Below are 14,679 nucleotides of genomic sequence, written 5' to 3' on the forward strand. Positions count from 1 at the left end.
AAACATCAAAATGCAAGAAATTCTATATGTAAAAATAAAATAGAAAATAATGGTATAATTCTTAAAATAAAAGTTCTTACATAAAAATAAAGAGTACTAAATAAATGGATCTTAAGCTCGCAAAAGACAAAAATGAAAAATTAAAAATCATAAGGAAAGATTTTCCTATTCTAAATAAAACTATAAATGATAAAAAAATCATTTATTTTGATAATGCCGCAACTTCTCAAAAACCACAAAGCGTGATTTCATCTGTAGTTGAATACTACGCAAACTATAATGCGAATGTTCACAGAAGCGGGCATGGACTTGCAATACAATCCAGCCTAAAAGTAGAAGAAACAAGAAAAATTATCAAAAAATTTATCAATGCAAAGTCTTTTAAAAACATAATATTTAATTCTGGAACTACAGATGGAACAAATACAATAGCAAATTCATTGCTCTTTTCAAAACTTTTAAAAGAAAATGATGAAATCATTACAACAACACTTGAACATAATAGTAATTTGCTTCCTTGGATCAATATTGCTAAATATTTAAACTTAAAAATCAAACTTGCCAAATTTAATAAAATGGGAATCATTCAACCTGATGAAATAAAAAACTTAATTACAGATAAAACAAAAATTATTACTATATCTGGCATAAATAACATATTAGGAACTATACAGGATTTAGAAACGATTGGAAAGATTGCTAGAGATAACAAAATTATTCTGTTCATTGATGCAGCTCAAATGGCACCACACATGAATATAGATGTAGAGAAAATAAACTGTGACTTTTTAGTATTCTCGGGACACAAAATGCTTGCTCCAACAGGAATTGGGGTTCTATACATATCAGATAAAATTATAGATAAACTCAACAGTTCTAAACTAGGAGGCAATGCCATAGAAAATATTTTCATAGAAAATGGAGAGCCTAACTTTAAAACTCTTGAATCTCCAAATAAATTTGAATCAGGTACACCAAACATTGCAGGAATTATTGGTCTTGGCAAAGCAATAGAATATATTAATAATATATCAATGGACTTTATTCAAGAACATGATAGAGAACTGATTGAATATTGTGTTGCAAAATTAAAAGAAATTGATGAAGTTGAATTTATTTTAAATAAAGATATCAAACGAAAATCAATAATATCATTTACAGTAAAAAATATCCACTCACATGATGTTGAGACATATCTTGATACGATGGGCATTGCAACTAGATCTGGAAAAACCTGTGCTTACCTTGCATTTCTCTCAGAAAATATTAAAAAAGACCATCTACTAAGAATAAGCTTTTACTTATATAATACAAAAAAAGAAATTGATATCTTCATATCCTGCCTAAAGAAAACAATAAAAGAATTTTATTAAATCTATCTTTCAAAAAGATTATAAGAGCTATTAATCATTAATTTATATATTATAATATTAAATAATATAAAAGATAATGGGTAAAAATTTACTTAATTACATAAAACTCAAATTAAATCAATACAAAGTTATTGTTGATTTAATCAAGCAAACCTCTTAAAATTGAAGCATGTTTTCAGAAGAAACAAAAAAGGAACTAATAAGACTTAGTAAAATAAGAAAGTATTATTTTCAAACAGACAAAAATCAAAATTCAGTATATCACCAATCTAAGTGCGGTGACCAAATAATCTTTCAAATCAATGAAAACAACGAAAAAATTAAATTAAAATACAACGCATATGGATGCGTAATTCTTCTCTCAAGTGCTTATATCTTAACCAAGCTATGTGATAATAAACCTAGAAACACAATACTAGAAATCATAACAAAAACAATCAATAGAAATTTTGAAAACTTAGAAGAAATTGATAAAAGTCTTAAAAATTTTGAAAACTTTTTATATACAAATAGAAAAGATTGTTTCATGCTACCATACAAAGCTCTAAAAGAGATCTTAAATACAACTAAATAACTCTTAATTTAGGAGCATTATATGAAAATATACTCTCACTCATCAATAGGATATGAAGGGGAATTAATTGAAGTTGAAGTAGATATTAGAAAAGGAATACCAGGAATTGATATTGTTGGACTAGCTGGAAGTGAAATCAAAGAATCAAGAGAAAGGGTAAAATCGGCTATTAAAAATTCAGAATTTACTTTTCCAAAAGACAGGATATTAATAAATCTTGCACCAGCTGGCATCAAAAAGATTGGAACAGCAATTGATCTCTCAATCGCAATAAGTATTATTACTACAAAAGATAACCAAAACAATAACTTAGAAATTTTGATATTAGGAGAATTACAATTAGACGGACAAATAAGAGCAATTAAAGGAATATTACCTGCTATTTCACTTGCAAAGGAAAGGGGCATTAAATGCATAATCATACCTTTTGACAACTTAGCAGAAGCTCTTCTAATAGAAAATCTAAACATTTGGGGAGTTAAAACTTTAAAAGAAGCTCTAGAAATAATAGGACATCTTAATCATAATATATTTCCATCAAAACCCACAATTAACTTTAAAATAGAAGAGAATGAAGAAAAATTTGAATATGATTTCAAAAATATCAAAGGACAACATAGAATCAAAAGAGCACTTGAAATCGCAGTTGCTGGAGGTCATAACATTATGATATTTGGTCCTCCTGGAAGTGGAAAAACTCTCAGCATTAAATGCGTACGGTCAATCTTACCCCCACTTACAGATAAAGAAATCATTGAAACAAACAGAATTTGGTCAGTCGCAGGTAAATTAATAGATACAAAAATAATAAGCCAAAGACCATTTAGACAACCTCATCAAACTGCAAGCAAAGAAGGAATCATTGGTGGTGGCTCTAATGCACTCCCTGGAGAAGTATCACTTGCCCATAATGGTATTTTATTCTTAGATGAAGCTTTAGAATTTCAAAAATCAATATTACAATCACTTCGAGAACCAATAGAAGATAAGATGATCTCAATAGTAAGAGCAAGTTCAAAATCATTCAAATATCCTGCAAATTTTCAGCTAATGCTTGCTACAAATCCCTGTCCCTGTGGCAACCTTGGAAAAAACGACACAGAATGTTTTTGTTCGCAACAAGAAGTTTCAAACTACTGGAAAAAACTCGGAGCAGCAATGCTTGATAGAATTGATATTAGGGTACCAGTTAAACCAGTAGACAATGCAAAATTATTTCAAGAAGATAATGAAAGCTCAAGCGAAATAAGAAAGAGAATAATAAAGGCAAGGAATATACAGAGTAAAAGATATGGAAATTTTGAAAATATTCACAAGAATTCTGATCTTAAACCAGAACATATTGCAACATTTTGTGAATTAGACAAAATACTACAAGATGAAATGATTTATATATTAAATAAACTTAACATATCATCAAGAGCAACTCATTCAATCTTAAAGCTATCAAGAACAATTGCGGATTTAAAAGAAGACGACCATATTTCAAGAGAAGCATTACTAGAAGCGATTGAACATAGAAAACATGGAGGAAAATTACTAGAAGAATAAAAAAGCCCCAATTGGGGCAAAATTAAAATTCTATTTTATCAATATAACTTTTCAGTTGATTAGCAGAAATTTTAAATTTTTCAAGTTCCCTGTCACTTATTTTAAAATCAAGGACCTCTTTTACACCTTCTTTGCAAACCACAGCAGGTGCTCCAATATAAATATCCTTAATAAAATTACCATATTGTCCATTAATATATGAAGAGATTGGCAAAATAAGGTTTTGGTCACTAATTATTGCATTGACAATTTTTTTAATCCCAAGTCCAATAGCATAATAAGTCGCACCTTTAAGTTTAATTACCTCATAAGCAGCATTAACAACCTTTTTATGAATCTCATCAAGCTCCACTTCCCTTATTGTCCCTTCAGCAATGTATTCTGATAAAGACTTCATAGCTATTTTAGTTTCATCCCAAGTAGCAAAAGAACTATCTCCATGCTCACCCATAATATATGAATGTATATTTTGAGTATTAACATTAAAACGCTCAGCTAAAAAATATCTAAGTCTTGAGGTATCAAGTGTTGTTCCTGTCCCAATAACCTTATGAGTTGGAAAATTGGAATATTTCATTGTTACATAAGTCATAATATCAACAGGATTACTTGCTATTACAAAAATACCATTAAATCCACTTGAAACAACGCCTGTTACAATTTCTTTAAAGATTTTAGTATTCTTACCAACCAAATCAAGTCTTGTCTCACCTGGCTTTTGATTAAGGCCAGCAGTAATTACAACAATATCTGCATCAGAACAATCATCATAATTGCCAAATGCTATTTTAATATTTTTTTCTAAGAACATCTGACCATGGTTTAAATCCATGACTTCACCCTTAGCCTTGTCTTGAGCTACATCAATAATTACAAGTTCATGAACAAGTGAGTTATCTATTGTCAAAGCATAGGCAAAGCTTGAGCCAACACCACCAGCTCCAACAAGAACAACCTTATTACGTTTAAGCATAAACTATCTCCATACAAAATTATTTCATTGGTATTAAATAATATTACAACAGTTTATAACACTTTAAAATAATTCAATAATATTTTATAAGAATAAAATATTTGATAACTTATCTATTAAGATATATCAAATATCAATATAAAATAACAATAATTGACATTATTGCATTAGAAACCTACTTAAAGATGATTAATTATCATCTGATTTAAGAACAGCAAGAAATGCACTTTGCGGTATTTCAATATTCCCTATCATCTTAAGTCGCTTCTTCCCTTCCTTTTGCTTCTCTAAAAGCTTCCTTTTACGAGTAATATCGCCTCCATAACATTTAGCAGTAACATCCTTTCTAACAGGTGAAATTGTCTCACGCGCAATAATGTTTGAACCAATAGAACCTTGAATTGCTATTTTAAATTGTTGTCTTGCAATCTCATCCTTTAATTTTTTACAAATATTTAAAGCCTTTGATCTTGCACCATCTCTAAAAACTAACTGAGACAACGCATCAACTCTATCCCCATTAACTAAAATATCCAGCTTAACTAAAGCTGTTTCCTCATATCCTAATAATGCATAATCAAAAGAAGCGTATCCACGGCTTACAGATTTAATCTTATCGTAAAAATCAAAAAGTATCTCAGCAAGTGGCATCTTATAAATAACTTCAACACGCTTTGTGTCAAGATAAATCAAATTTTCTTGAACGCCTCTTTTAAGTAAACAAACACTCATAACATTCCCCAAAAATTCAGCGGGAACAATAATATTAGCTCTAATATAAGGTTCAAGAGCAACTTCAATGTTTTCATTTCCAGGAAATTGTTCAGGACTTTCAATGAAATAAGGATTTCCCTTTTTAGGAATAATTTTATAACGCACTGATGGTGATGTTAATATCACATTAAGATCGAATTCACGTTCAATTCTCTCTTGAATTACCTCTAAATGTAAAAGTCCCAAAAATCCACATTTAAATCCATGTCCAAGAGCAGCCGAGGCGTCTTTTTCAAAAGTAAGAGATGCATCATTCAGTTTAAGTCTATCCATTGCCTTTAAAAGATCATCATACTGATTAGCATCAACTGGATAAACAGAAGAAAACACTACGGGTTTAACTTCCTTAAATCCTTCAAGAGGCACACTTGCTGGATCATCAACAAGAGTTACAGTGTCTCCAATCTTAACATCTGATATATTTTTTATTCCCGCAATAAAATAACCAACATCACCCGCTTCTAAAATATCTTTTTTTTCAAGAATTATTTTAAAAATCCCAATCTCTTCTACTAAATATTCCCTATCTGCATGAATCAATTTAATCTTATCGCCAGTTTTGATTTGTCCTTCAAAAACTCTAAAATGAACAATAACACCACGATAAGAATCATAATGCGAATCAAAAATTAAAGCCTTTAATGGACCCTTAACACTCCCCTTGGGAGATGGAACATATTTACAAATAGCCTCAAGTAACTCATCAATTCCTATTCCATTTTTAGCAGATATGGGAACAGCAATATTTGAATCTAATCCTAAATCATGCTCTATTTGCTCTTTTACAAAATCAATATTCGCACTTGGTAGATCTATTTTATTAATAACAGGAATAATTTCAAGATTATGTTCAAATGCCATATAAAAGTTTGAAACAGTTTGAGCCTCTATTCCTTGGCTTGCATCAACAAGTAAAAGTGCCCCCTCGCAAGATGAGATTGCCCTTGAAACCTCATAAGAAAAATCAACATGCCCCGGGGTATCTACAAAATTAAGTTCATAAATATTGCCATCACTACACTTATAATCAATAGTAACCGCTTGACTCTTAATTGTAATTCCCCTCTCTCTTTCAATATCCATACTATCAAGAATTTGACTTTTAAATTCACGATCTGATATTATCTTAGCTTTTTGTATAAATCTATCTGCTAGAGTTGATTTACCATGATCAATATGTGCAATAATACAAAAATTTTTTTTATAAGAACTAATTTTTAAACCTCCCCTAAATTAAAATAAAATAATTCAGAAAACATTATACTAATGTACACTTTTACCAATCAAAAAATTTTTGATCTGGATCTTTGATTTTAAAACATAAGGCGAAAATTTAGGAGCAAGATCAACTATCAACTTCCAAGTATCCACAGCTCTCAACTTATGTTTACCATTATCATAGATATAAGTAGCATAAGCAATGTTATATACTATTTCCCAAAAATCTGTAGACTCAAAACTAGTTTTAATATCAGTATATTCATTTATTTTTCGAGCAAAAGCCCTTAAATTTTTAAACTCATAAAGAGGTTCATAATAACTAACATAGTCATACATCCTAGTCAAAATACCAACTGCAGCTACAAGTCCATGAGCAATTGCAAGCTCATAAGCACCAATCTTAAAATATACTTTTGCTAATAACTGATGAGCATCGATAACGTTATAATTATTAAACCTATAAAGATTAAAAGTAAAATCTAGACCTGAAGTTCCTCTTACCTGCTTTAAATAAGAATGTAAATAAAACGACATATTAAATTTATTACCTTTAGTATCTTCATATTTTTGAACGACATAGTGATAATTATAATAATCATCACTATTTGAGAACTTACTTAAAATCTCATTTAAGTAATCAATCATATCAACATGATGATCTTCAAGCTCAGCAATCTTTGCCAAAGAAAAAAGTATATTTTTCTCAAAAAATTTATCCAACAAATAATCTTTATTTTCTAAAGCCTTCTGAAGATGTAATTTCTCAAGTACAACATTACCAATCATGCTATAAGCAACGGATAAATAATAATTAGCCTCTGGATATATTCCTTTTCTAAGCAAAGCTTCCTGCAAATAATTCATTGCAATAGTAAGATTAGATTTAACAAATCCTTCCTTAGAATAAATAAGCTGTCGTCCCTTTTCAAGTAAAATCCAATATGGAAATTCCTCCACAACTGATGAATTTAAATTCAAGATAAACCCGAAAATAAAAAGGAGCAAAAAAGGTCTTAACATATCTATAAATATATTAAATTTTCTCACAAATTGCGAGAAAATTTAATACCCGAATCCTTCAAACTTAAACAAATTTAAATATCATCAAGAATACCATCACAAAAAGGGCAACAGATTCTATGAGACCTAAAACCAAAAGATTTGTTGCAAATCCCTTCCCAGTCTCAGCAAAAGCATCACAAGCCCCTGCAGCAGTTCTACCTTGTGCAAAAGCAGAAATAGAAATTGCAAGACCACCACCAAATCCAGCTCCAAACAACAACCAAGGATCTGTCTGCGTCATTATCCCTGCCAAAGTATTCATTAATATATAACCATATATTATTTGTGTCAGGGGTGCTGAAACAAAAACAATTAATAAGAAAGGAGCTGGCTTACCTTGCATATAACATCTCTTCCATGCCCCAATAGCAGCACTCCCAGCAGCTCCCATGCCCAAAGCTGAACCTATTGCAGCTATTGTTAAAGCCGAATTAACTCCTATTAAACCTATATCCATAATTCTCTCCTTATCTAATCTTTAATTTTTCTAAAAGGCCTATAAGAATATCCATTCCATTCTTGACCCAAATGGTTTGAAAATTCAAGCATATTAAGTCTTACTCCATGAACAACAACAGATAATAAAGATAACGTTATATTTAGAATATGTCCAAACAGTATCACAATAATGCCACTTATTATAAGACCAATATTAGATGATTTTAATAGAGACGCTGACATACTATTAAAACTATCAGAAATTGCAAGTCCTGCAAGTCCAACAGCAAAAAGTCTAATATAAGATATTATGTCTGCAAATCCTGAAACAGTAGCTAAAAACTGTTCTATTATTCCACCAAAACTCTTTAATACGCATATAAAGAAATTCGAACCATCCTGCTTCTCAAAAATAAAGACAAGCATAACCCCAACATATATCATATTAAGAACAATGCTGTGCATAGGGAATCTATCCCTACCAAGTATTAAATTGAGAGCAAGATAATAAAGCCCAGGGATCACAATAAGCCAACCAATTTGAGCAATTGAATGTATGTATGGTTTTTCCTTCACTTTTTGAATAAAATTCCACATGTGAGCTAATGATATTTGCAAAACACCTATTGTGAAACATATAAACATAATATTTTGCATACCACTCCTTCCCGTTAGATACTCAAGCTTCAAAGATTTTAAAATAGGAAATAAGTCAAGAAAAAAAGTACTACTCCCAAACCAAGTACCAGTCATCGAACCATATATTATTGCTGACGTACTTAGATAAAATATTAAAGCATGAATAGATGTTAAAGGTTTACCTTTTATAATATTGCTTAAACTAAAAAGAATACCTATTAGTAAAAATATTACTCCATAAGCCGCATCACCGATTATCATTCCAAAAAACACAAAGAAAAATAACATAAAAATACAACTAACATCTCTCTCTTTATACCCAGGAATTGTATCTAAAACATTAAAAATAGGCTTGGCAAGCTTAGCAATTCCCCTTCTCTTTATATAAGTGGGAACAACATCATCAGCATCTGGCTCTGCAAATTGTACCACAAACTCACCATTAAGAGTCGCATTTTTAATATCTTCCTGCTTATCTTCCGGAACAAATCCTGTAATATATACAAAGTTATCACGCTCCACATCCATGTCAGTCATAACTTGCTCAAATTCAACAATTTGATCATATTCTTTTATTTTATCTCTTAAAACATCTCCATATTTATTTAAAATCGATAATTGAGTTAATTTTTGATTCAAAATTTCACCAATAACTTTTAACTTATTCTCGATAAAATCAAGATCAAACTCAAACTCATATTCCTCAGCTGTATCTACTATCTGCTTAGAATCATTAATAGCCACAAAATAAGCCGTGCCTTTATAATTATTAATAAGAGTAACTTTAGTTTCAGAGGATGCCAACAATTTTTTATATTCACCAATCCCAGACTTAAAAAATTGCACATAAATATTACTTTCTCTCAATTTATTGATTAACTCAAGAGGGAAATATCCCCAACAAGATATAATATCTCTCTTATGAAGCAATGACTGCTGCATATCCTTTAAATCTTTAATCTCAGAACCTAAACTAACTATACTCCTTGCAACATCTAAAAAATTTTCATTTGAAGAGCTTAAGATTTTTACTTCAGAGTCATCTCCAAGCAAAGATAAAGCTTGCCTTAAAATTCCTCTCTCCTCAACGACTCTTTCTAAAGATTCTGAGACTTTATTGCAAAAATTAATATGAACAACTCCCAATTCTCTTAAAATCTCGAGTGATTCTCTTTTATATTTCAATAAAGTTAAAATCAAAACTTTGTTCATTTTTACAATCATCAACGTATCCCTTATCTACCTTTAATCAAGCTAGCTTTAGCCATTTTACCTCTTACAACAGCTGCCGTTTGCTGATCACCAAGATAAACATTAATCTTTTTTATATTAATTTTAGCAGCAGGTATCATAACTTTTTCAAATAAATTTACCCTTTGAGAAGTAGTATTAAGTTCTGTCTCCAATAACCTAGTTTGCTCATTTAAAACTTCAATCTCCGCTTTTACCTGAATTACACGCTTAATAGCCTCTATTCCCTTATCTACCCAGTAAGGAGTTAACAAAAGGTCATGTTTAATATCTTCATATTCAACAGAATCAAATACAGGAATAGTAATACCTGCAATATTTGCAAAGCTCCTTACTACTCTTCTAATTTGAATCCAATCTTGAAAAGCAAATCTTTCGCCAAATAGAGAAATCCAAGCCTTAATATCCCTCTTAAGCTTGTCTTGCTCAAGTTTCCGAATTTTTTTAAGAGCATCAATTTTTCTAATCTCTAAATGAAGTTGCTGTTTCTTAAGCTGCAGCGTAGGCAAATACCTACTAAACATTTTAAGACTATCTTTTTGTTTTTTAAGCTCATTCTTTGTTAACTTAACTTTAGGCATTTCTAATCCTTTTTTTGAGGCCAATACTTTTCTACAAGTTCCGTTTTAATTCCAATTTCTTTAGGTTCAAAACAACTAGAAAGGATTTCCCACCCCAAATCCAAGGCCTCTTCTAAAGGAATATTAACAGATAAGTCCATCAACTTACTTTCAAACATCCCACTGTACTTAAGAAGCTTCTCATCCCATTCTGTCATATTAAATCCCATAGCCTTTTTCTCTATAGATTCCTTTGAAGATGCATAAAGCTTAATCATTGAGTCCATAATCGTTCTGTGATCATCTCTTGTTTTCCCATTAACCATTTGCTTAAGTCTTGAAAGAGAACCAAAAGGTTCAATTCTGCCTCCCTTTAAATAATACTGCCCTTCAGTAATATAACCCGTATTATCAGGAACTGGATGAGTAACATCATCACCAGGCATTGTAGTAACTGCAAGTATAGTAATTGAGCCTGCCCCTTCAAAATCAACAGCTTTCTCATACCTAGATGCAAGCTGAGAATACAAATCACCAGGATACCCTCTATTAGATGGAACTTGCTCCATGGTAATAGCAATTTCTTTCATAGCATCTGCAAAATTGGTCATATCAGTCAGAAGTACCAAAACCTTTTTCCCTTGCAAAGCAAATTTCTCGGCAACAGCAAGAGAAATATCAGGTACTATTAAAGACTCAACAACAGGATCATTAGCTGTATTTACAAAAAAGATCGTCCTACTTAAAGCCCCACCCTTTTCAAGAGAATCTCTAAACTTTAAATAATCATCATTCTTAAGTCCCATTCCCCCAAGAATAATCAAATCAACTTCCGCCTGAAGAGCTATTCTTACAAGAAGTTCATTATAAGGTTCTCCGGATACAGAAAATACTGGTAATTTTTGAGATTCAACAAGAGTATTAAAAACGTCTATCATTGGAATTCCTGTTCTTATCATGTTTCTTGGAACAATACGCTTTGCAGGATTAACTGATGGCCCTCCAATTTCAATTAAATTATCTTCAAGACGTGGTCCTCCATCTTTTGGATTTCCAGCTCCATCAAAGATTCTACCAAACAAATTCTCAGAAAATGTAACTTGCATTGGATGACCTAAAAACTTAACTTCGTCTGCAGTTGAAATACCTATAGTTCCATTATAAACCTGAAGGGAAACTTTCTCTCTATCCAACTTAATAACCTCAGCTAAAGAACTTGTATCTTTTGACTTCACAATGGCAAGTTCTCCATATTTAACATTTTGTGCCATAACAGTTATTACATTTCCAACAATAGATTCTATCTTACTATACACTCTCTTCATTTATGCACCTCGAAAATCCAACTTCTTAGAACGTACTAAATTCTTTAAAGAAACTTCTAACTTATTAAACTTTTCTTCCTTAAAAGGAGTAAGATTCATATCCAAAATATTTTGCCTTAGTTCATTTATGAAACCCCTTGCTTCCAATTTACTCTCAAATTTAAAATCTGATTGTAAAATATCATAAAGCATATCAAACATATAATTTTGACGCTCAGGATTTACAGCAGCATCAACACTATCAAATGAATTTTGTTGCAAATAACACGAATCCAAAAGTTCAGATTTCAAATAAACTAAAAAGTCACCATTACTTATCCCTTCCTCACCAACAACCTTCATCATCTGATTTATCTCATTTCCTTTTGCCAAAAAATCCCTCGCATATTCTGTCTTTCCAAATTCAACAACTCCTCTATATTTACTCCAAGATTCAAGAGGATTAATGGCTGGAAATTTTCTAGCATCTGATCTCTCTCTTGTAAGACCATGAAATGCTCCCACAACCTTTAAAGTTGCCTGAGTTACTGGCTCCTCAAAATTACCCCCAGCAGGACTTACAGAACCACCCACAGTCACAGAGCCAAAACTACCATCATTTAAAACAACAATACCTGCCCTTTCATAAAACGATGCAATAACAGATTCAAGATAAGCAGGAAATGCCTCTTCACCTGGTATTTCCTCAAGACGACCTGACATCTCTCTCATAGCCTGAGCCCATCTTGAAGTCGAATCTGCCAGTAAAAGTATATCAAGACCCATTTGCCTATAATATTCACCAATAGTAATAGCTGTATAAACTGATGCTTCACGAGCAGCAACTGGCATAGAAGACGTATTGCAAATAATACATGTTCTCTCCATTAATGATTTACCTGTCCTTGGATCTATAAGTTCAGGAAATTCTTTAAGGGTTTCTACAACTTCACCTGCTCGCTCACCACAAGCAGCAATAATTACAATATCAACATCAGCATTACGACTTGTAACTTGCTGAAGAACCGTTTTTCCAGCACCAAAAGGCCCAGGAATACAAAATGTACCACCCTTTGCAACCGGAAAGAACGTATCTATTATTCTTGTTTGAGTTACCATAGGCTCACTAGGAATAAGTCTCTCTTTATAATTGGTAATTGGAATTTTAACAGGCCAATGAAATGACATAGTTATAATATGCTTACCCCCAGCATCATTCTCAACAACAGCAATTTTATCATCTATAGTATAATCACCATCACTAACGATCTCCACAATACTGTAAGAATCCCTTCTATCAAATGGAATCATGATTTTGTGCTTAATTGTGCCTTCAATAACAAATCCAAGAAAATCTCCTGCAACAACAATATCTCCAACCTTTGCAGTTGCATTAAAATGCCATTTTTTCTTCCTATCAAGTGCACTTAAATACAAGCCTCTCTCTAAAAAAAACCCACATTGAGCAGCAAGTTCTGGCAATGGATTTTGAAGACCATCATACACCTGACTTAAAAGACCAGGACCAAGCTCAACCGTTAAAAGCTTATTTGTAAACTCAATATCATCCCCAACAGCAATTCCCCTAGTCATTTCAAATACTTGAGCATCAACTTCCCCATCTCTAATACGAATTATCTCAGCTTTTAAACTACGTCCACCGGTTTTAATAAAAACAATCTCATTCATGGAAACTGTACCAACTACCTCAATAGTAACCAAATTTCCAATAACTCCTACTACTTTTCCTCTAGCTTCCATTCAAATTCCCTTCAAAAATTTTTACTTATTTGTATACTTAATTTTTGACAAATATCATCAAAATTCTTCTTACCTATCTCTTCTATAAAGAGATTTCTTCTTGAAACTAATATTAACTTTAAAAAATAAATTACTAATTTTTCAAAGTTAAAATCATTTCCCACTTCAAGTTCTGTTAAAAATTGCCACTTTAACATATCAAGTTCTAATTCTATCTCAAAAGGATTTTCCTTAAGACAAAGGGGTTTTAAAATTCCTAAATAATAATGAGAAAAATAAGGAGACTCTAAATACACATCTCTTGGAAATCCCAATTTATCAGCTCTAAGAGCTGCCAGCGTATATCTTATTATTTCTTCAAATTCAAGAAACTGGTCAATTACCTTTAAACTCCCTCTAACAAATTTAGATTCTGATAAGTCCTTCAGAAAAAGAAAATCTTCCTTGCTTAAAGCAATCTCAACATTATCAAAAAAATCTGATATACTCCACACCTTGCGAGCTTCTAAATCAAGATAAGGCAATGACGACATAACATAGTAATATGAACTTAACATACTACATCTCCTAACCTAATTTTATAACTTCTTTAAACCTTGGATTTAAATATTCAAAAAGAATATCAGCAATAGTGTCTGATGTAAAATCATAATATAAATTACCGTCTCTTTGTTGAATTTTAAACCCTTTGCTTATGCCTTTAAAAGGTTTAAGCTCAATTGCATCATCTAATCTATTTCCTATATTCACTCTTAAAATAGATAATAAATTAGAAACCGCAGATTCATTAAGTATTATATCTATCTTATCTTTCTTACTCCAAATATCTACAACCCTAATAATAAGTTCTCTCAAAAAATTATCATCATAAACTTCAGAAACAGAATCCTTTAAAGCAATTTTAAAAAGAGATTTAATATTATTCTCAGTAGCAATAATCAAATCCCTAACTGCTTGACGAGATGCCTCAAGAGAATGTATTTTATACTCACCAGCTTCCTTTTCAGCTTGCATTTTTAATTCCTTAGCATCACTCTCAGCCTTCAAAATAATAGCCTCAGCATCCCTCTTTGCATTAAGAATAATCTCACTTGCTAACTTCTCAGCTTCCTCAAGCCCATCTTTTTTAATCTTATTTATCAGATCTTTAACTTCAAACTGCACTAGAACTCCTTAATATACAAAAAAAATAAAGCAA

Annotated in this window: 13 protein-coding genes; 3 read left to right on the forward strand and 10 right to left on the reverse strand. The window is 31.3% G+C overall.

The window, feature by feature from the left end; translation table 11 throughout:
- Positions 1-104 precede the first annotated feature (104 nt).
- From bhDAH_RS00410 to bhDAH_RS00420, 3 genes are all read left to right on the forward strand, one after another.
- A complete protein-coding gene (locus bhDAH_RS00410; RefSeq protein WP_012421862.1) occupies positions 105-1,373 on the forward strand; it encodes a cysteine desulfurase in 1,269 nt (422 codons plus the stop codon).
- Positions 1,374-1,542: 169 nt separating this feature from the next.
- The gene (locus tag bhDAH_RS00415) at positions 1,543-1,947 is read left to right on the forward strand and encodes an iron-sulfur cluster assembly scaffold protein (protein WP_012421863.1); all 405 of its coding nucleotides are present in this window, start codon (positions 1,543-1,545) and stop codon (positions 1,945-1,947) included.
- 21 nt (positions 1,948-1,968) lie between these two features.
- Positions 1,969-3,498 (forward strand): YifB family Mg chelatase-like AAA ATPase, encoded by a 1,530-nt coding sequence (locus bhDAH_RS00420; RefSeq protein WP_012421864.1) that lies wholly within the window; start codon positions 1,969-1,971, stop codon positions 3,496-3,498.
- A gap of 22 nt (positions 3,499-3,520) precedes the next feature.
- Here bhDAH_RS00420 and bhDAH_RS00425 read toward each other — a convergent pair whose 3' ends face one another.
- The 10 genes from bhDAH_RS00425 to bhDAH_RS00470 all read right to left on the reverse strand — a co-directional run bounded on the left by bhDAH_RS00425 (position 3,521) and on the right by bhDAH_RS00470 (position 14,645).
- Entirely contained in the window at positions 3,521-4,471 is a 951-nt protein-coding gene (locus bhDAH_RS00425) for an L-lactate dehydrogenase (protein ID WP_012421865.1), read from the reverse strand.
- Positions 4,472-4,660: 189 nt separating this feature from the next.
- On the reverse strand, positions 4,661-6,460 hold the full coding sequence (gene lepA / locus bhDAH_RS00430) for a translation elongation factor 4 (RefSeq protein ID WP_076982455.1): 1,800 nt from the start codon (positions 6,458-6,460) through the stop codon (positions 4,661-4,663).
- A gap of 48 nt (positions 6,461-6,508) precedes the next feature.
- The gene (locus bhDAH_RS00435) at positions 6,509-7,486 is read right to left on the reverse strand and encodes a hypothetical protein (RefSeq protein ID WP_043924513.1); all 978 of its coding nucleotides are present in this window, start codon (positions 7,484-7,486) and stop codon (positions 6,509-6,511) included.
- Positions 7,487-7,550: 64 nt separating this feature from the next.
- Entirely contained in the window at positions 7,551-7,985 is a 435-nt protein-coding gene (locus bhDAH_RS00440; RefSeq protein WP_012421868.1) for an ATP synthase subunit K, read from the reverse strand.
- A 14-nt stretch (positions 7,986-7,999) separates the two neighbouring features.
- Positions 8,000-9,829, reverse strand: coding sequence for a V-type ATP synthase subunit I (locus bhDAH_RS00445; protein WP_043924380.1), 1,830 nt, complete (start codon positions 9,827-9,829; stop codon positions 8,000-8,002).
- A gap of 11 nt (positions 9,830-9,840) precedes the next feature.
- On the reverse strand, positions 9,841-10,437 hold the full coding sequence (locus bhDAH_RS00450) for a V-type ATP synthase subunit D (protein WP_025399446.1): 597 nt from the start codon (positions 10,435-10,437) through the stop codon (positions 9,841-9,843).
- Between the two features lie 2 nt (positions 10,438-10,439).
- Entirely contained in the window at positions 10,440-11,741 is a 1,302-nt protein-coding gene (locus bhDAH_RS00455; RefSeq protein WP_012421871.1) for a V-type ATP synthase subunit B, read from the reverse strand.
- Positions 11,742-13,481, reverse strand: coding sequence for a V-type ATP synthase subunit A (locus bhDAH_RS00460; RefSeq protein ID WP_012421872.1), 1,740 nt, complete (start codon positions 13,479-13,481; stop codon positions 11,742-11,744).
- A gap of 11 nt (positions 13,482-13,492) precedes the next feature.
- Positions 13,493-14,038: a DUF2764 family protein gene (locus bhDAH_RS00465; protein WP_012421873.1), complete on the reverse strand. Its 546-nt coding sequence runs from the start codon at positions 14,036-14,038 to the stop codon at positions 13,493-13,495.
- 10 nt (positions 14,039-14,048) lie between these two features.
- Positions 14,049-14,645, reverse strand: coding sequence for a V-type ATP synthase subunit E (locus bhDAH_RS00470; protein WP_012421874.1), 597 nt, complete (start codon positions 14,643-14,645; stop codon positions 14,049-14,051).
- Positions 14,646-14,679: the final 34 nt, after the last annotated feature.

The organism is Borrelia hermsii DAH (assembly GCF_023035675.1).
GTDB classification, from domain to species: Bacteria; Spirochaetota; Spirochaetia; order Borreliales; family Borreliaceae; genus Borrelia; species Borrelia hermsii.